Here is an 18,702-nt window from a genome sequence, read left to right on the forward strand (position 1 = left end):
CGCGGCCGGCGCCCGCAGGCCCCGCGTGCGTCAGCGCACGACGATCGCCGCCGACACGACGTTCTCGATGAACGGTTTGCCCACCGCCTTGATGAAATAGGTACCCGCGCGGCCATCCGGAAGCGGGAGGCTCGTCGCATCGGCCGGATAGCGGCCCGCCAGCCTGAACGTCGCGTCGCCGACCTGCTCGTACAGCTCGAGATGGTCCACGGTGTCCGGATGGGTGATCCGGACGGTCACGCTCGCGCCCACCGGCTGCGCGTCGATCGCGGTGCAACTGGCGATGCCGGTTTCGAGCGCGCTGCCCTCCTCGTAGTCGTTCCACGTGATCAGCTGGACGAACGGCAGCTGCTGCCGCACGCTGTAGCGCTCGTTGATGCTCCTGAACGTGTCGAGCCAGGTCCGGCCGCACGATGGCGCAAGAAATCGCGGCGCCGCGGCGCCCCACGATGCCTTCGTATCGTCGAACCCGCTCCACGCGCCACCGACCGTAATCGTCCCGGGCGGCTGGTTGCGCGCGATGGTGTAGAAACGCTCGCGATACAGCAGGTCGTGCCGCGTGCCGGTGGCTTGCGGCGTGGCCCACGACGACGGTTGCGCCCAGACATACGCGCCCTTGCTGTACGGAAGATCGAAGCCTTGCGCGAGCGTATGAATCCAGTAGATGTCGGGGTACGCCGCGTGAATGCGCGCCCAGTCGGCCTTCCCGACCGCATCCATCCCGAACTCGGACACGACCGGATGGCCGTCGTAACGCAGATACTGATCCGACGTGAAGTATTCGCGGCTGATGTACGCCAGGTTGTGCAGGATCGTCCCGGTCAGGTCGCAGCCGCGGCACGCATTGAACTTGAAGGAGCCGCTGTCGATCATGATCGAGAACGTCATCCCGGGAAATTTCGCCAGTTCGGGCAGGGACGCCCGCCAGGCCGTGTCGACGAAATGCCCCTCGCCGTACCAGTCGACGATCACACCGTCGATGCCTCTCGAACGCATGTCGGCGAAGGTACGGAAGGCCTGGTGCGGATCGTCGGATCGATAGCCGACGTTCACGCCGCGCGGGTCGGGACCCCACCACGGCAGGTAGTGGGCCAGCACCTGCGTCGTGCTGCCCGGATACAGCAACGTATGCACGTCGACTTTCGATATCGACGACGTGCCGGCGAGCAGCCCGTTCGACGATCCCTTGAAATCGCGGCTGCCGGACGTATTGGCCGGCGCGATCTCCGCCACCCGCCCGCTGTCATGGCCATAGCCGCGACCGGCCGACAACGCCAGTGCGCCCAGCGCCACCGCCGCGATGCGTCTCAATGCCCGCATGACATTCCTCTTGCGTGAGTATCGCGGCCGCGCGGCGCGCGCGCGGCCCGTATGGTCGTGCTGGCCTTGTCCGATGCGACGCCTCCGCGTCGCGCCCTAGCGGCCAGGGTGCCCGCCGAGCTCCAGCCACGACGCAAGCTGCGCCGCGTAGCGCGACGTTGTGTAGGCCGAACAATCGTAGTGCCGGCCGGCGGTGCGCAAGTGACGGTTCAACTCGTCGAGCGCGCTCGTCAGGCCGGCCGGCGAATTCCGGTACAGGATCTTGTTGCCGATCTCGCTGCCGAACGTCGCCAGGCTGCCGATTTCGTGCGCGAGCACCGGCAACCCCAGCGTGGCGGCCTCGACCACCACGAGCGGCGCGTTCTCGGCCCAGACGGACGGCAGCACCAGCGCATCGTGAGCGCGCAGCGCATGAAACAGCTCGCCGTGGCCGAGCCGGCCCGCAAAGCGCAGCCGGCCGGCCTGCACCAGATCCTGGTGGCGCGTTTCGAGCTGCGCGCGCTGCGTCCCGTCGCCGTAGAGCGTCAGGCTGCCGATACGACGGAAATCCGTCTGGCGCGCCAGTTCGATGAACTCGTGGATACCCTTCTCCGCATCGAGGCGCCCCACGTAGGCCAGATCGAACCGTTCGCGATCGCATACGCGCGGCGGAAACGGCTCGGCCAGCGTGCTCACCGGGTTCGGCAACAATGCGCTTTTCGTGATGCCTCGCTGCGCCAGCGCCGTGCGCATGTAGGGACTCGGGCACAGGAACAGGTCGAATACGTTTCGCGGATTGCAGTATGCGTACACGGCATGCCAGTGCAGCTTCTTCACCGTGTCGTAGAGACGCCCGCGCGGGCTCGCAAGCGCGAACAGCCGCGCCGGATTCGACAGCGCATCGACCGGGACGGGCACCGGTTGCCCGTTGCGATAGGCCAGCAGATTCGGGTTGTAAAAGACCAGATGGTAGTCGTGGCACGTGAGATACGTGCGGAAGCCCTGCTCGCGGCGCCGCCGCGCGAGTACCGGCAGGATCGATTGCGTCAGCAGATTGTGGTAGTTGTGCACGAGAACGCGATGCGGACGCACTTCGTCGAGCAACGTCGCCAGCGCACTCGCCGCGGCCCGGTTCCAGCCGCGCGTGAGCGAGCCTTCGCCCGACGGGAAATTCGTCTCGTCGAACGAGTACACGTCGACGTCCGGCATGTTGCGCAGCACTTCGATGGAAGTCTGGTAGACCTCCTCCGCGCCGCCCTTTCTCGCGTAGTCGTTGATCACGACGATGCGCGTCGTTTCCGCGCGGGAACCGGTCGACGGGAAGCCGTTCAATTCGGCATCCCGAACACAGGTTGAACAATCCGGCATCGTGGCATGCCGCCGCAACCGTCAACCACCATCGCATTCGTCATCATCATTTGCATTCCGTACGGTCCATTCCATTCATGTCGGCAACCCGGGATTGCCGTTTCAAGCCGTCGATCGTCCGGGCCGGTCAGTTGCGGACCGGGTCTTGCGTCGCGTTGACCGGACGATTGCCGGCCGGCAGGTCGCCGCGTTGCCGCGACGCAGTCAGGCGGTGCGCGAGCCGCACACAGGGCGCTTCGCAATACCGGTAGCTTGCATACGACAATGCGATCAACGGCACGACGGGAACGATCATGTAGACGCCCAGCGGCCACCCGGTCCATCGGTAGTGTTCGCACAGCCAGTAAAACCCGAACAGCGGGATCGCATGAAACAGGTAAATCGAATAACTGACCTCGCCCAGCTTCGCCATCACGCGCAGGCGGATTTTCAATACCGTCGCCATCGTCACGAAGATCGCGATGCCGGCCACATACGCCAGCGACGACGGCAGATGAGCCATGTTGCGATGCCGCCAGTCGCTGGCAGCGCCGGCGAGCGCAACGCCGATAAGCATCGCCGTCAGCAGGCCCGCGACGGACCGGTACGTCAACGCGACGCCGCCGTGTCCGCCGCGCCGCCCTGTCACGCGCACCGTTTCGAACGGACGGTCGTAGGCCTGACGAAAACACGCGCCCCAGAACATGATCGCAAGGTGGTAAGGCATCGCTTTGTACTGGCCCAGCGTGTTCTCGGGGAAAACGCGCAACCCGAGCGTGATCACGAACACCGCGCACAGCGCGATGCAGGCGAGCGCGAGATCGCGCATCCGGTGCAACCCGCCCCACCAGAACAGCACGAGGCAGAGCCCGTAGAAATACAGTTCCGTTTCGAGCGTCCAGTAATGGCCCATCACCGGCTCCTGCCCGAACGCGGTCGGGATCATCGTCGCGTTGGCAACCAGCAACGCCGCGCTCACCGGCTTGCCGAACAACGTCCAGAAGACGACGCAGCCCACCGGAATGGACAGCCAGAATGCCGGATACAAGCGCAGGAAGCGGCGGATCAGGAAGCGCCGCGTGCCGGGTCCGGCGGGGCCGCGCAGGCTGACCGGAATCAGCAGGCCGCTGATGCCGAAGAAGACCACCACGCCGATCCGTCCGAAGTTGACGGAGCGCTGCAGCGTGTCGAGCCACTGCTGGGCGCCCGCCAGCGCCGCGAACCGTTCGGCGTAGTGCGTCCAGATGACGAGCAGGACCGCGACGGCGCGCATCGCGTCGATATGGTCAAGACGTCCGGTGTTTTCGGAGGGCATCGTAAGGGTCGCGCAGAAGCCGGGCGGGTTCGCCAGAAGACAGGCGAGTTACCGTATCACCGCCCCTGCGCGCCGACTGTGCGACATCTGACACAGCCCCGCCTGCCCCGGATCACGCGGGCGATTCCGCGTTGACGATCCTCCCCGTCGTCGCGCGACGCGCGTCGAGCCCCTTGACGAATTCGCTGCACAACCCGACCACGGCCTCGGCAGCATGCGCGCTGAAGAGGCTGTGATCGAGATCGTCGAGCACGACGGCGCGCGCGCCGGCGAAGCGCGACAGCCGCTTTCCGCGCGGGCCGAAATACATCGTCATCAGGTCGAGGCTGCTGTCGAATCCGCCGCAGACGAACAGCGTGCTTACCTCCTTGCGCTGCAAGGTGCGCAGGATGTCATGCGGATCGACCGGCATCGTCTCCGCGCACGACCATCCGGCGATCCGGCGCCGCCACGCGCCGGTGCGGACCGACACCAGCGTCGCCATGCGCTTCAGCACCAGCCGGACGAACGGCATGATCTTCCGGTCGCCGCTCAGCACCTGCTTCCATTTCTTCAGTTCGAAGAACGACGACCGGTAACCGGCCATCGAATTGGGGCGGTGCTGGCGCAGTGCGTCGGTCGAGATGCCGTCGGGCATGTGGAAACGCTGCAGGTTCACCGAGATGACGCCCGACAGCGCCCGCCCCACGAGCGCCGCACGCAGCGCACTGTACGCGCCCGAGCAGATGCCGAAGGACACGACCTGCCGGTACCCCTGCTCCTTCAACCAGTGGGCAGCCGTCGCGACATCCTCGACGACGGCACTCGAATAGACCGGCTGAAGCGCGTCTTCCGGCGCACTGTCGCCGCGCACCGGCGCACTGTCGCCGATCCCGCGCCCGTCGAACCGCAGCGATGCGATGCCGCGGCGCGCGAGCTCGCGGGCGATCCGCACCGACAGCCGGCTGTCGCCGACATGCGGACTCGCCGACGTGTTCGTGATCAGCAGCACCGGCCCACGGTCGTGCAACGCGTGCGGTGTGCACAGGATGCCGAACAGGCCGGCGACGCCGAACCGGACCGGCCGTTCGCAGGCTTCCGGCGTCCGGAGCATCAGGCCAGCATCCCAGTCCAGGTTCGACGCGGCGCGCGGCGCCGGGTCGTGCTGGCCCCCGGTGGCCGCGATCCAGTCGACGACCGCGTCGAAAACGCGCGTCGGCATGCTCGAGAAAGTCGTTTCCTGCATGAACGCCGCATAGCCGTCGAAAGACCGTTGCTCGACAGTACCGCCCAGCGCCTGGAGCCGCTTCTGCAGCGGTTCGCTGGCGCCGGCCGTCACGTCGACGATCAGCGTTCCCGAGGCCGGCGCGCCTGCGCCGTCCTTCAACGCGTCGACGGCGTCGAACGCATTGAGCCGCGTCCGGAACGCCGCACTGTAGACCTGTCCGAGCACGTTGAACGGCGCGTCTTTCGGCTGGGCCGCGCGCAATGGCGCGGCCAGCTGGTCGAGCCAGATATTGCGCATGATCGACAGCTCGCGCACGTAGCTGCGCCCGCTGGCCACCGGCGCCAGCAACACGAGCTGATCCACGTCGCGCGAGTTCGCCGCAAGCAGCGCGAATGCCGCGCCCAGGCGCAGGCCGCACAGCGTCACCCGCGTCACGCCGGTTGCCTCGCGCAATTGCGCGATGGCTGCGCACACGTCGTCGACGGCCGTCTCGAACTGGTCGCTCGCGCCGTCCGCCCCGGCGGAATCGCCCGTGCCGCGGTAATCGAAACGCAGCACCGGCATCCCGCTCGCGGACAGGCGGTCCGCCAGGTTCCGCATGCCGCCGTGACTCCAGACGGATTCGTGCCCGTAAGCGTTGCACAGGACGACGCCCCGCGTCCCGTTGCCCGGATGCAGCCATCCGAACCGTCCGCCAAATATGATCGGTCTCATTTTCTATTAGGTATCGGTGAAGAATGGGTACGGCGTCCTTCGGCCGGACTGCTGAATCGATCAGCCGCAGGACGGCAAATCGCTCGCGGAAGCCTTTCCTCTTTCCGGCATCCCCGCTGCACATGCAAGGTCCGGAAGCCGGCCGGCCGCGAGCCGTTCGGATCACGCCATCGAGGCCCTCCTGTCCGTTGCGCCGCCCGTCACGACGGGCTGCCTGCCGGCGGCGCGATCAGCGCGCGCCACCGGCGATCGAATACCGGCATGCTGAAATGCTGCTCGCAGTACGCGGCGAAGCGCGTCGCCGCTGCCACGACCCGATCCAGCTCCGCGGCCGGCTCGGCCACGAGCCGCTCGAGTCGCGATTCGCTCATCGCCAGCGCGTCGTCGTGGAATCCGAGCCCCTCGAAGGCGGCTTCGTTTCCGACCGGCACGCAACCGTACGACACGGCTTCCAGTACCTTCGACTTGATGCCGCCGCGCAGGAATGCGGGGCACAACGCAATTGAGCACCCGGTGTAGACATCGGCCTGCGTCGGCGCGAACCCGGCGAATTCGACGTTCGGAACGGCTGCGTAGCGGCCGGCCATGCGCCCGTAGATCACCAGCGGCGTGGCCGGCCTGACACGCGCCCACAGCGCCACCAGGTACTCGATCGCGAGCCGGTTCTGCAACTGGCGGTCCGAACCGATGAAGACGAACCGGAACGGCGCCGCCGGATACCGCATCGGCATCAGCGCATTCATCGGCGGCGCGATCACGTGCGTCTTCATGGCTTCGTCGCGCGTGAGGGACTGCCGCAGCGCATGCGCGTCTTCCGTGGAAACGAGCGTGACGGCATGCGACGACCCGATCGCCGCACGCTCCTGCCGCTTCAGCGCGAACGCTTCATAGCCCAGGAATGCGTTGCGGACCAGCCTCGCGTTGGCGAGCCTGACGAACGGCCGCGGAATCGACTTTTCCAGATACCCGGCCGACAACGGAAAATCCTGTTCGCGCAGGATGTTCGCGCGGCGCGACATCAGGTCGTCGAAATCCACGACGATCCGGCAGCCAGGCACGCTGCGCCGAACCAGGATCGCGTAGTCCACGAGCCGGATGCCGTCGAAATAGATCACGTCCGGCTTGAACGCGTCGACGGCGCGAAGCAGCGCCGTCCGCTTGCTCGGGTGCGAGAACATCGCCACCTGAAGCGCGCACGGCGCGCCGCGCAACACGCTCCATCCGACCCGCACCGCCGCGCCGACCTTTGCGCGCCAGCCGCCGTCCTCGAACACCGACCGGATCTTGAATTCGGTCACGTCCATGTGGTCGCCGATTGCCTGGCGGATGAAGCTCAGCGTGCGCTCCCGCCCGTTCGATACGTCTTGCGGAATGTCCCGCGTCATCACCATCAGCACCCGGCTTTTCACGAGTGGCCTCCCCGTCGATCCGAAACTTTCCCGATTCCATTCCCCGCCCGCACCGGCCCGGCTGCTCACGGCCGCGCCCGGTTGAAGACGAGATTCCCGAGCACCACGCACCAGAACGCGACGAGCGATACCGCGATGCCCGTCGAAGGCGCATACATCACCAGCGTGCGCGGCATGACGAACGGCGCGGCGACGATCGCCGCGACGATCAGCACCTGCTTGATCATGATGAGCCGGTAGCGGCGCACGGCCAGCAGCCACGTGCTCAGCCCCGCGTCGACGAACGTGGCGATCGCGCAGCCGGTCGCGTAGATCATGATCGGCACGCCCTGCACGAATGCCGGCCCGTAGATCATCAGGAATACCTTGCGGCCGACGAAATAGCTGCCGACCCATGCGACGCAGCCGACGAGGCCGAGATACAGGCCGAGCTTCAACGCCTTGGCACGCACGAGCGACTCGGTCCGCGCCGAAAAGACCATGCTCGGCGCCAATGCCAGCGCCAACGTCGTGCCGACCGAATTCCACTGCTCGACCAGCGACGCCGCCGACGCGTAAATGCCGAGATCGGCCTTGGAGACCAGCACGCCGAGCAACAGCCGGTCCATCCGCAATACCAGCACGCTGGCCGCAATGGCCGGCCAGATCCGCAGCCCGCGCACGACCAGCGCTTTCGTGACGGCCGCGCTGCCGCGAAACGATTTCGGCGACTTCAACGCCAGCGCGCGATAGCGGCTGAACGGTGCCGCGGCCGCCACGCATGCCTCGAGCGGCCACGCGAACGCGGCGACGATCACGCCCATCGACGCGTGTGCCGCGACGTACAGCCACAGCACGCGGACACAGCTTGCATAGGCCCGCGCCCGCGTGATGACCCACGGCTTGGATTCGGCATAGGCCATCAGCGAACCGAGCGCGATCGGCTCCACGATCAACGCGAAAGCCGCGATCAGCGTGAGTTCGGACACGCTCGACGGTCGCATGACGATCACCACGACGCCCATGAACAGCAGCATCACGGCCAGCGTCAGCGTGAGCCGCAGGCGGAACGCGCGGTAGACGACCATGTGCCGCAGGCGCGGGTGCTTGCCGAGGATCGGCTGGATCACCTGTGCGCCGAAAATCAGCGCGACGCTGCCGATCACGTAGGCCAGCGACAACGCGAACTGCAGCTCGCCGAACAGGCGTGCGCCGTAGATGTTCGCAAACAGGTGATTGCTCGCGATTGCCGCGAGCGCACCGATGATCTTTTCGCACACCACGCCCGCGAACGACGAAAACAGCAGCCTGACGAACGCGTTCAAGATGTCCCCGTCCGCGTCGCACCGGCGCGCTGGCGCCTCGCGTCGATGCAATGCCACCAGATCAGTGCGATCGCCAGGTAGAACAACGTGCGCGCGCCGAACAGCGTCCAGTAGTCGCCTTGCTGGATCGCATAGGTCGCGTAAGCGAACACCTTCGCGGTCAGCCACAGCATCACGACCCCGCCGCGCATCGCGACCTGGATCAGCATCGCGCTCGCCGCGCCGTAGACCGCGCCCGTCAACGCGACGAAGAGCGCACCGCCCGCGTAGCCGAACCAGTAGACCGGCACCGCCACGTTGCCCATCGTGAACGTGACATCGTCGAACACGTAGGCTTTCAGGATCTCGGGCGTGCCGTACGACAGCATCAGGTCGCGCAGGCCGCTCACGGGTGCATCGCTGAAGAAGGTCGGTTCGGTGAACGAGCCCAGCGAACCGATGAAGCGCCCGAACGCCGCCATGCCCCCGAACGCCGGCGCGCCGAACAGGTGCGCGTCGCCGTCCACCACGTACCACGCCTGCCCCTGTTCGAGAAATCGCGACACCACCGTCTCCGCGATGTCCAGCCCCTGCCCCCGGTACGCGTAGAACACGGACACGCTGCCGATCACGAGCGCGATGACCGAGCCGATCCCCAGGTAGCGCATTACCGGCTTGCCGTTCATCGCATGGATGGCGATAAACGGGATCAGAAAGGTCAGGCACACATGCAGTACGGCCATGAACTGCTCGCCGTGCAACGCCTCGAGCACCAGATCGGCGACGATCATGCCGACGGACACCCATCGCACCGTCTTGTTCGTGCTCGTGCAGAAGGTGCCGAGCAGCACGGCGACGAACGTCTGGTTGTTCAGGAACAGGTTGAACAGCGTGCTGTTCGACGCGTCGTTGCGCAGCGCGTAGCGGTTGACGCCGCTCAGCACCGCGAAGCCGCCCGTCAGGCCCGCCAGCACGCCCGTCGCGAGGATCGCGCCGACCAGCCCGAACCCGAGCGCGAGGCTGACCGGCACGCGCGTCATCCGCGCGCGGATCGGTTCGTGCACGGCGCGCTCGTTCAGAAACCGGCCGAATGCGAACAGCGCACATGCGACGAAAATCACGTAGAACGACAGCAGCCGGCTGAACGCGCCGTTCGCGACGCCGAAGATGTCCGTTTCCCGCAGGAATCCGCCGGATTCGATCCCCACGCCGGCGACGAATGCGGTCAACCCGATCACCAGCGTGTAGAGCGCCGACACCGCGAACACCGGGCGCGCGACGATCAGCGCGATCACGCCCGCCACCGCCACCAGCAACGTGCAGGTCGCGCTCGGCGCCATCGCGCCGAGCGCCGGCAGCATCGCGTTGAGTGTCAGCGCGAGCGCGAACAGCGTCGCCACGGTCAATCCCGTCACCGCCGCCGCGCGGCCGTCGGCTTGCCTCGCTCGCATCGCCGCCTCTTTCACGCTTGCGCCCGGCCCGCGCGCGGCCGCTCATGCACGGCCCGGTCGAGCGCACCGTGCAGTTGCGCGCTGACCGCGCGCGACGAGAAGCGCTGGGCATTGACCCGCCCGGCGCTCACCAGCGCGTCCCGCAGCGACGGGTCGCCCGCGACGCGTTCGATCTGCCGGCCCCATTCGGCGGCATCCATCGCGTCGGCGACCGCCACGAACGACTCGCCCATCGTGTAGCGGTACACCGGCAGATCCGACGCGACCACGGGAACGCCGACGAACTGCGCTTCGATCACCGTGCGGCCGAAGCCTTCGTGCAGCGTCGGCGACACGTACAGGTCCGAGGCCTGGAAGAAATAGCCGAGATCCTCGTCGCCGACGTTCTCGACGAAATGGGCGGCGATTCCCGCCTGGGCGGCAATGTCCCGGCATTCGTCGCGGTTGGTCTGGTTTTGCGCGCTGCCCACCCGCAGCACCATCACGTCCTTGCGCCCGAGCGACGCCAGCGCGCGAAACAGCGTCGCGTTGTTCTTGCGCGTTTCGTCGGAACCGACGTTCAGCACGACCAGCGCGTCGTCGATACGGATGCCGAAGCGTGCCAGCAGCGTCGCGCGCGCCCGTTCGCGCACGGCAGCGTCAGCCGGCGCATAGCGATCGTCGAACGCATTGGGCACGACCTGGATCCGGTCGGCGCGCAGGCGAAGGTCCGCCAGCGCTTCCTGCGCCGTCACGTCCGAGGGCGCGAGCACGACGTCCGCGGTCGCGATCAGCGACTGCGTGAGCCTCATGTACGCGTTCTTCAGCTTCTCGACCACGCCGCGCACCTGCCCCGGACGCTGCACGTGATGCAGCACGATGCCGACCCGGCCGCCCGCCCAGCGGATCAGCGGAATCATGAAGGCCAGGTCCTCCTGGTACAGCATGACGAAGTGCCCGGCACGCGCCGCCGCGACCGCGCGCAGCGGGTACAGCACGAACTGCGTCCAGTAGCGCCGGAACGAACGCGGCTCGGCCGGAATATCGACCGGCTCCACGTCGAATCCCGCCATTGCCGGAATGAAGTCGATGCATTTGAGGCTGTATCGCATGACGCCGTTCCAGCTCACCGGACGCGGCCCGAGAAACCACACGACCCGCACCGCGTGCGACGCGCGCCGCAACCCGCCCTTGCCTGCCATCGAATTGCTCATGCGCTGCGCTCCTTGCCCAATTGCATCGAATCCTCCGTGCGATCAGGCGCGCGCCGCTGCGAAGCCGGCGCCGATCCGGCGAACGCCGCGCAGCGGCGACGGCACGAAGCCGTTGAACACCAGTCCGTCGATGCGCACGCCGATCTTGCCCAGGCTGTCGAGCGCGTCCGTCACGCCGGCCGCGCTCGCCGAACCCTGGCGCGCCACCAGCAGCGTCATGTCGGAGACGCGCGACAAGGCGGCGAGATCGGCCACCGGCAGCGCGGACGGCGCATCCACGACGACCATGTCGTATTGGCTCCGCAACGACGCGGCCAGCTTGTCCAGACGCGCGAGGTCGAACAGGTTGCGCGTTGACGCGCCCGGCGATCCGGCCGACAGCGCATCGAGCTGGCCGGCGACGCGAGTGATCGCCTCGTCGGCCGGCAGCGCGCCCTTCAGTACGTCCGACAGGCCTTTCGTCGCCGTGACCGGCAGATAGCGATGCAGCGCCGGTGCGCGCAGGTTGGCATCCACGATCACCGTCCTGAGCCCCTTCTCGGCATACAGGTACGCGAGATTCGCGGCAATCATCGACTTGCCCTGCGCGGGCGACGCGGACGACACCAGCACGACCTTCGCGTCGCCGCCATACGCCGCCAGCCGGTGCCGCAACGTCAGCGCCAGGCTGTCCATCGCGTCGGCCAGCGGCTCGTCGGCCGGCTCCTTCGTCGCGATGAAGGCCGGCGTGCGGTTCGCATCCGCGTCCGCCTGGCGGCGCGAATTCGGGAGAATGCCGAGCATCGGGATGCCCAGCGCCGCTTCCAGGTCATGCGGATCGCGAATGCGCCCGGCCAGCAATGCACGGCCCTGCGCCGCGAGAAAGCCCAGCATCAGTCCGATCACCGCACCGGCGAGGATCGCGACCAGGCGCTTCGGCCGGACCGGCTTGTCGCTGACGACCGCCTTGTCGACGATCGACGCGTTGCCGACCGTGCCGGCTTCCGCGATCTGCAACTGCTGCGTGTTGTTCAGCAGCCCGACATAGAGCTGATTGTTGACCTCGACGTCGCGCGCCAGCCGCAGGTACGTCTGCTGCTGCGACGGCAGGCGCGCAGCCTTGTCCTTCAGCACCGCGGCCTGCTTGTCGAGTTCCTTCAGCTTGTTGGCCGCCGCCACGACCTGCGGTTGCCCCGGCACGTACTTCGACAACAGGTCCTGGTACGCGAGCTTGGTCTCGAGCCGCGACTTGTCGACGAACGCCAGCTGCTCGACGAGCAGCCGGATGTCGCCCTGCGCGTCGATCGACCCCTGCTGGTTGCGAAACGCGTTCAGCGCCTGCTCGGCCTGCTGCAGCCGTGCCTTCACGATCGGCAGCTGTGCGTTGAGGAACTTGAGACTGCGCTCGGCATCGTCGGCGCGGCGTCTCGCGTTGAAGTTCAGGTAGGCCGCCGCGATCGCATTGAGCATGCGCGCGGCAAAGTCCGGATCGGCGTCCTCGAAACTCAGCTGCATGATGCCCGACTGCCGCTTCGTCTCGGTCACGCCGAGTTTCTTCAGGATGGCTTCGAGCCGCACGTCGGTGGCGATGCGCCGCACACGGAATGTCGCGCCGGGGCGCGCGACGATCCGCGCCACGTCGACGCGATAGCCGTTGCTTGCGGCCGGCACGCCGACCGCGCCGCTCAGCACTTCCTGGCCGCTGCGATCCGTCAGCCGAAACCGGTTGCCGTCGAGATAGTCGAACGTCAGCGGCTTGCCGATCTGCGCAGTCGGAACCTCGAACGTGCGGAACTCGAGGCGCTCGCCGCCCCATGCCCACGACGACATCCCGAGCGGCGCGTCGACGAGCCCGTTCGCGTCCTTCGGCATGAACGCGCCGATGAGGCCGCCCACGAGCGGAAACCGGCTCTCGACCGATACTTCGGCCTGTGCGGCCGTCGCGGTCATTGCGTCCATGACGACCGTGCGCGAGCGGACGATGTCGATTTCGCCGACCACGGCCGAATTCTGGATGTCGAGCGCCTTCGAGATCGACGACAGCGAGCCCAGCGCGCTGGCCTTGTTCTCCTCGATCTGGATCAGCGTGTCGGCCGAATACACCGGCGTTGCCGCGACCGCATAGACGATCGCCAGCAGCAGGCAGGCCGCGAACACGGCGACGAAGAGGCGACCGTGGTCGAGCACGTTCTCCAGCAAATCGATCGGCGACAACCGCGTCGCAGGCCCGGCAGCCTGTTTCGGTTCGTTCTGGTGTCCGGTCAATGCAGGTCGGTCCATCTTCATGCTGAACTCCAGAATGGAAGATCCGGCTGGCTTCGCCGCTTTACGCGCGTGTTGGTTCACATTCATTTCATTGAAAATCCGGCTGGAAGCCCTTCAGTGCCGCTCGGGAAACCGCTGCGCCGGGAATCGGGATTCCCCGCGCGTTTCCGCCCGGCCGGCGCCACGGCCGGCGGTTCGTTTCGAAGGCGTCGTTCGATTCATTCCGGCCTGCAGCCGTCGATGCCGCCGCCGGCTACGCACGCATGGCGGCAATTTCCCTGCCTTGCAGCGCCGCGCCGATATCCGCCAGCCGTGCAACGACCTCGGCAGACGGATCGGCATCCGCATCGCCGGCCCGGTCGCCCACGAACAGGAAGCGACGCCCGACGCCGGCGCGCGCGCCGGCATCGAGATCGGACCGCTTGTCGCCGACCAGGATCGACGCAGACAGGTCGAGGCCGAGGTCGCGCCGCGCGTCGTGCAGCATCCCGGGCTGCGGTTTGCGGCATGCGCACGCCTGCCGGTAGCGGCCCATCCCGGCCACCGGGTGATGCGGGCAGAAATAGACGCGGTCGATTCTCGCGCCGCGCTCGTCGAACCTGCGGCGCATCCAGTCCATGAACGCGACGAACTGCGATTCCGAAAAATAGCCGCGGCCGATTCCGGCCTGATTCGTCACGACGACCACCTGGTGACCGGTCGCATTCGCCAGCCGCACGAGATCGAAGATGCCGTCGACGAATACGCAGTCCTGCTGGCGGTGGACGTAGCCGTAGTCGACATTGATCACGCCGTCGCGATCCAGGAACAGGGCTTTACGCTTCACTGGTTCGCGTCTCCAGCATGAGCGGAATGACGGTCTGCGCACGCCGGTAGTCCGCCGGTACGCCGATGTCGATAAACTCGGTGACTTCCGGGAACACACGGATGTCGAGCGCCTCGACCCGTTCGCCCAGGAAATCCTGCTCGAACGAAAATGTCGCCGGCAGCGCGAAACCGAGCAGCTTGCGCGCGTTGACGACATACGTGCCCGCATTGATGTAGCCCTGCGCCGGGCGCTTCTCCCGGAATGCCGACAGCCTGCGCGACGTCGCGTCGAAATCGAGCGTGCCGTAGCGCGACGCATCGTCGACCCGGGTTGCCGCGACGACCAGATCGGGGCATGTCGCGCGATAGAACGCCGACAACGCGCGCAGATCCAGATTCGACAACGTGTCGCCGTTCATCACGATCATGTCGTTCGCGCCGCATGCCTTCAGCGCGTGAACGATCGCACCGCCGGTACCGAGCGGCACGTCCTCCTCGATCACGGAAATCGCGATGCCGAAGTCGCGCGACGCCACGAGCGCCTTGATCGGGCCGCTGCCGTAGCCGAGCGACAGCACCACCTCGGTGACCCCCTGCTGCCGGAGCGCCCTCAGCATCCAGCACAGGAACGGCTCGCCGTCGATCGACGCGAGCGCCTTCGGCAACGCGTCGCCCAGCACCGGGCGCAGCCGCGTGCCGAGGCCGCCGGCGAGGATCAGGCAAGGCAGCATCGCGCTCATGCAAAGATCCGCTCTTCGACGATGCCGCAGATGATGTGGCCGCACACGAGGTGCCCTTCCTGGATCTTCGGGGTCGATGCGGACGGAATCTCGATGCAGATGTCGGCACGCCCGCGCATCTCGGCGGCGCCCGGCCCGTTGCCGGTGAACCCGACCGACAACATGCCGGCCGTCCTGGCCACTTCCAGCGCACGGAGAATGTTCGGCGAACGCCCGGACGTCGAATACGCCCAGAAGATGTCGCCGGGGCGCCCGGTCGCCTGGATCTGGCGCTCGAACAGTTTCTCGTAGCCGTAGTCGTTGCCGATCGCCGTCATGACCGAGCTGTCCACGGTCAGCGCAAAGGCGGCGAGACCCGGCCGGTCGAAGTTGAAACGGCTGACGAATTCGCCGGCGATGTGCTGCGCGTCCGCCGCGCTGCCGCCGTTGCCCGCGAGCAGGATCTTGTTGCCCGTGCGCAGCGCCTCCGTCACGCGCTCGGCCACCTGCTCGATGCGCGCCAGTTGCTCGCGGTCGGATACGAGCGCCGTCAGGACCGACAGCGTCTGGCGAATTTCGCTCTCTACTCCGATCGTCATTGGTTCTTTCTCCACGACTGGGCGCCGATGTCCGTGAACGTGCAGTTCAGCACCTGGCCATTGATCCCGTTGTATGCATCGAGCGCACGCATCACGGCCGGCCGTTCGACCGGATCGACGAAGAACATCATGAAGCCGCCGCCGCCCGCGCCGGATACCTTGCCGGCCTTCGCGCCGGCCCGCACCGCGACCCGGTACAGATCGTCGATCATCGCGTTCGAGATGTTCTTCGCCATGCGCTTCTTCGATTCCCACGCGTCGCGCATCGACGCGGCGAACGCGTCGAAGTCGGCGCGCAACACGGCTTCCTTCATGCGCACGGCCTCGTCCTTCACTTCGTGCAGCGCGGCCAGCGAATCGACCACGCCTTCCGTCACGTTGCTGCTCTGTTCCTTGATGATGTTGGCCGACTCGCGCGATACGCCGGTGTAATACAGCACGAGCGACGCCTCCATCTCGGCCTTGATTTCCTGCTTGATCCGCAGCGGATTGACGATCACGCGATCGCCGTAGAACTCCATGAAGTTCAGCCCGCCGAACGTCGCCGCATACTGATCCTGCTTGCCGCCGGCAAGCCCCAGATCCTCGCGCTCGATGTCGTGTGCGAGATGCGCGATGTCGTATTCGCCGAGCGGCAGCGACAGCAGCTCGCAGAAGGCCCTGACCAGCGCGACGACGATCGTCGACGACGATCCGAGCCCGGAACCCGGCGGCGCTTCGGAACACGTCGTGATCGTGACGGCCAGCGGGTGACCGCCGTGAAAGTCGCGGACGATCCGGTTGTAGACGCCGACATGCAGCCCGAGCCCGTTCTGCACCTCGAGCACCGGCGACACGGGGCCGATCCATCGGGTGTCCGTATCGGCCGCCACCAGTTCGACCTTCGCGTCGTCGCGCGGCGCGATCGACGCGTACGCAAACTTCTCGATCGTCACATTGAGCGCCAGACCGCCGAACCGGTCCGAATAAGGCGGCACGTCGGTTCCGCCGCCGCCCAGCCCCAACCGCAAAGGCGCCCTCGAACGGGCAATGAAGCGTGTCATGAAATCTCTCGCAGACAATGAGCCGGACGCCGGCACGATGCCGTTCCCGCCCCCGCACATTCCGCCGGGAATGCACGGCCATGTTCGTTGGCGCCACTATGCGATAGATGTCCGGGACGCTGCGTGCGATGGCTTACATTCAGCCGCCGCCGCGAAATCGAAGCGCCCAACCTGCGTTACGCTCTGTTCGCGGTCGGCACGGCGACGTGCGAACCGGCGGGGACATCGCCGATACGTCACCGGCCGCGCACGACGACGCCCTTCCGTCATTGCCAATTTTTGACAATCGCTTTCCGGAGCGATGCCGCGGTGGAACACGCGCCGGTCGATCGGTGCCGGAATGCCGCCAGGAAGCGTCATCACGATGTGCGGAACGAAGCGGGCACGCAATGACCGGCCCGCATTCGATCCGGATACCGTATCAATCGATTCATCGATGCTGGACACAAAAATGACAAACGCTCTATCGTTCGATTCCGTGGCGCCGGGCCACACTCGCACTGCCATGCGCGGCATGTGCATGGCGCTCTCCTTCGCGACCGTCGCGATGCTTTCCGCATGCACGGTGGTGCCGGGGCAGCACATGAGTTCGACCGCACTGCCGGTCACGACCGCCGACAACGGCGACGTGACGAGCGACATGCAGGTGCCGGTCAGGCAGATCGACCTGACGCAGATCGAGCAGATCCGCGCCGAGCAGAAGCGCGCGCCTGCCGCGTCCATCCCGCCGAACCTGTCCGCGAAGTCGGACATGTACCGGCTCGGCGCCGGCGACGTGCTGCAGATCACCGTGTGGGATCACCCGGAATTCGCGACGGCCGCCGGGCAACCCGTGCAGAACACGAAAGCCGCGGACGCCGCGCCGGGCTTCGTCGTCGACGGCAACGGCAACGTGCAGTTTCCATACGTCCCGCGGCCGATCCGCGCAGCCGGGAAAACCGTCGCGCAGATCCAGCACGAGGTCGGGACCGAACTCGCCAAGGTATTCGTCAAGCCGCAGGTCACGGTGCGGGTCGCGTCGTTCCGTGCGACGCAGGTCTACATCGACGGCGAAGTGCGCAACCCGGGCGCGCAGGCGATCAACGACATTCCGATGACGCTGATCGAAGCCGTGAGCCGCGCCGGCGGATTCGCGCCGACCGCGGATCAGAGCCGCGTCACGATCACCCGCAACGGCACGATCTATCCGCTGAACGTCGCGCAGATGATGAAGACGGGGAAGAACCCGGCGGACATCATGCTGAAACCCGGCGACATGCTGCATGTGAGCGCACGCGACGACAATCCCGTGTACGTGATGGGCGAAGTGGTCAGGCCGCAAGCCGTCGCGCCGCTGCGCGACGGTTCGCTCACGCTGAGCGAAGCGCTCACGCAGGCCGGCCAGCTCAACCAGCAGACCTCGAATGCCAAGCAGGTGTTCGTGCTGCGCAAGGCCGCCGACAGCGCGCCCGTCATCTATCACCTCGACATGCAGTCGCCGGTATCGATGCTGCTCGCGAACCAGTTTCCGCTTGCGTCGAAGGACGTCGTCTATGTCGACAACACCGGGCTCGTCCGTGCGAGCCGCGTGCTGAACCTGCTGCTGCCGGCGATCAGCGCCGGGTTGACCGGCGCGCTCGTGACGAAGTAAGCCGCCGCGTGTTTCAACCGGCCCGGTTCGATGCGCACGCAACGAACCGGGCCGCCCGCCTCGATCGGTTTCCCCGCAAAAACCCAGGTACTTCTTACCCGGCCGCCCCCGCGCCATCGGGAACGATGACCGCCTTTCCACCCTGCCGCGCCACCGCGTCGAAAAAAGATCGTACGTATCGGTAGAAACACCGATGCTGTAGTCAAACTACATTCGTACGATTGGTCGCTGCAGAGAATCGCTACATCCGATTCGGCAGTGTCGGACGGTCCGCGTCGCCGTCCTCGATGCCCGGTCGGGCCCAACCGGCCGTAACGATTCCCCGCCTGGCCTGGCATGCCGACGCGCAACCACCCTGCATCGCCAGCCGAATGCGTCCGGTGCGAATCCATCGGACGAGCGCAGCTCCAGACATCATTCGAACAACCGGCAATACGATCAT

General features: G+C 66.7%; 15 protein-coding genes. 1 reads left to right on the forward strand and 14 read right to left on the reverse strand.

The features are described 5' to 3' along the window. Positions 1-30: 30 nt before the first annotated feature. From BLA15945_RS06435 to BLA15945_RS37590, 14 genes are all read right to left on the reverse strand, one after another. Positions 31-1,320, reverse strand: coding sequence for a glycoside hydrolase family 71/99 protein (locus BLA15945_RS06435; RefSeq protein WP_174991826.1), 1,290 nt, complete (start codon positions 1,318-1,320; stop codon positions 31-33). 96 nt (positions 1,321-1,416) lie between these two features. Continuing rightward, positions 1,417-2,631 (reverse strand): glycosyltransferase family 4 protein, encoded by a 1,215-nt coding sequence (locus tag BLA15945_RS06440; RefSeq protein WP_174991827.1) that lies wholly within the window; start codon positions 2,629-2,631, stop codon positions 1,417-1,419. Positions 2,632-2,794: 163 nt separating this feature from the next. Further along, positions 2,795-3,961 carry an acyltransferase family protein gene (locus BLA15945_RS06445; RefSeq protein WP_174991828.1) on the reverse strand — a complete coding sequence of 389 codons (1,167 nt, stop codon included), beginning with the start codon at positions 3,959-3,961 and terminating at the stop codon, positions 2,795-2,797. A gap of 112 nt (positions 3,962-4,073) precedes the next feature. Continuing rightward, on the reverse strand, positions 4,074-5,882 hold the full coding sequence (locus BLA15945_RS06450) for an alpha/beta hydrolase (protein ID WP_174991829.1): 1,809 nt from the start codon (positions 5,880-5,882) through the stop codon (positions 4,074-4,076). A gap of 200 nt (positions 5,883-6,082) precedes the next feature. After that, complete coding sequence (locus BLA15945_RS06455; protein ID WP_174991830.1) at positions 6,083-7,291, reverse strand: glycosyltransferase; 1,209 nt, start codon at positions 7,289-7,291, stop codon at positions 6,083-6,085. Positions 7,292-7,356: 65 nt separating this feature from the next. Beyond that, positions 7,357-8,595, reverse strand: coding sequence for an MATE family efflux transporter (locus tag BLA15945_RS06460; protein WP_174991831.1), 1,239 nt, complete (start codon positions 8,593-8,595; stop codon positions 7,357-7,359). Beyond that, entirely contained in the window at positions 8,592-10,025 is a 1,434-nt protein-coding gene (locus BLA15945_RS06465; protein ID WP_174991832.1) for a DUF6418 domain-containing protein, read from the reverse strand. Before BLA15945_RS06465 ends, BLA15945_RS06460 begins: the two co-directional genes overlap by 4 nt. An 11-nt stretch (positions 10,026-10,036) precedes the next feature. After that, a complete protein-coding gene (locus BLA15945_RS06470; RefSeq protein WP_059236965.1) occupies positions 10,037-11,218 on the reverse strand; it encodes a glycosyltransferase in 1,182 nt (393 codons plus the stop codon). A 42-nt stretch (positions 11,219-11,260) separates the two neighbouring features. After that, positions 11,261-13,483 (reverse strand): GNVR domain-containing protein, encoded by a 2,223-nt coding sequence (locus BLA15945_RS06475; protein ID WP_233464134.1) that lies wholly within the window; start codon positions 13,481-13,483, stop codon positions 11,261-11,263. 232 nt (positions 13,484-13,715) lie between these two features. Then, the gene (gmhB, locus tag BLA15945_RS06480) at positions 13,716-14,288 is read right to left on the reverse strand and encodes a D-glycero-beta-D-manno-heptose 1,7-bisphosphate 7-phosphatase (RefSeq protein ID WP_174991834.1); all 573 of its coding nucleotides are present in this window, start codon (positions 14,286-14,288) and stop codon (positions 13,716-13,718) included. Then, entirely contained in the window at positions 14,278-15,009 is a 732-nt protein-coding gene (locus tag BLA15945_RS06485; RefSeq protein ID WP_233464136.1) for a nucleotidyltransferase family protein, read from the reverse strand. The genes gmhB and BLA15945_RS06485 overlap by 11 nt, the downstream gene beginning before the upstream one ends. Then, the gene (locus tag BLA15945_RS06490) at positions 15,006-15,587 is read right to left on the reverse strand and encodes a D-sedoheptulose-7-phosphate isomerase (protein ID WP_059236974.1); all 582 of its coding nucleotides are present in this window, start codon (positions 15,585-15,587) and stop codon (positions 15,006-15,008) included. Before BLA15945_RS06490 ends, BLA15945_RS06485 begins: the two co-directional genes overlap by 4 nt. After that, complete coding sequence (locus BLA15945_RS06495; protein WP_059236976.1) at positions 15,584-16,630, reverse strand: GHMP family kinase ATP-binding protein; 1,047 nt, start codon at positions 16,628-16,630, stop codon at positions 15,584-15,586. Before BLA15945_RS06495 ends, BLA15945_RS06490 begins: the two co-directional genes overlap by 4 nt. Before the next feature lie 96 nt (positions 16,631-16,726). Beyond that, positions 16,727-17,272: a hypothetical protein gene (locus tag BLA15945_RS37590; RefSeq protein WP_233464146.1), complete on the reverse strand. Its 546-nt coding sequence runs from the start codon at positions 17,270-17,272 to the stop codon at positions 16,727-16,729. Here BLA15945_RS37590 and BLA15945_RS06500 point away from each other — a divergent pair. After that, entirely contained in the window at positions 17,178-18,260 is a 1,083-nt protein-coding gene (locus tag BLA15945_RS06500) for a polysaccharide biosynthesis/export family protein (RefSeq protein WP_233464141.1), read from the forward strand. The two genes, BLA15945_RS37590 and BLA15945_RS06500, sit on opposite strands and share 95 nt — an antisense overlap. Positions 18,261-18,702: the final 442 nt, after the last annotated feature.

It is taken from the genome of Burkholderia arboris (assembly GCF_902499125.1).
GTDB classification, from domain to species: domain Bacteria; phylum Pseudomonadota; class Gammaproteobacteria; order Burkholderiales; family Burkholderiaceae; genus Burkholderia; species Burkholderia arboris.

Excerpts from the sequence above, each read along its gene's own strand:
- BLA15945_RS06435 (WP_174991826.1), bottom strand. The coding sequence starts at position 1,320 with ATGCGGGCATTGAGACGCATCGCGGCGGTGGCGCTGGGCGCACTGGCG.
- BLA15945_RS06445 (WP_174991828.1), bottom strand. The coding sequence starts at position 3,961 with ATGCCCTCCGAAAACACCGGACGTCTTGACCATATCGACGCGATGCGC.
- BLA15945_RS06450 (WP_174991829.1), bottom strand. The coding sequence starts at position 5,882 with ATGAGACCGATCATATTTGGCGGACGGTTCGGATGGCTGCATCCGGGC.
- BLA15945_RS06465 (WP_174991832.1), bottom strand. The coding sequence starts at position 10,025 with ATGCGAGCGAGGCAAGCCGACGGCCGCGCGGCGGCGGTGACGGGATTG.
- BLA15945_RS06470 (WP_059236965.1), bottom strand. The coding sequence starts at position 11,218 with ATGAGCAATTCGATGGCAGGCAAGGGCGGGTTGCGGCGCGCGTCGCAC.
- BLA15945_RS06475 (WP_233464134.1), bottom strand. The coding sequence starts at position 13,483 with ATGAAGATGGACCGACCTGCATTGACCGGACACCAGAACGAACCGAAA.
- BLA15945_RS06485 (WP_233464136.1), bottom strand. The coding sequence starts at position 15,009 with ATGAGCGCGATGCTGCCTTGCCTGATCCTCGCCGGCGGCCTCGGCACG.
- BLA15945_RS06490 (WP_059236974.1), bottom strand. The coding sequence starts at position 15,587 with ATGACGATCGGAGTAGAGAGCGAAATTCGCCAGACGCTGTCGGTCCTG.
- BLA15945_RS06495 (WP_059236976.1), bottom strand. The coding sequence starts at position 16,630 with ATGACACGCTTCATTGCCCGTTCGAGGGCGCCTTTGCGGTTGGGGCTG.
- BLA15945_RS06500 (WP_233464141.1), top strand. The coding sequence starts at position 17,178 with ATGCTTTCCGCATGCACGGTGGTGCCGGGGCAGCACATGAGTTCGACC.
- BLA15945_RS37590 (WP_233464146.1), bottom strand. The coding sequence starts at position 17,272 with ATGTCGCTCGTCACGTCGCCGTTGTCGGCGGTCGTGACCGGCAGTGCG.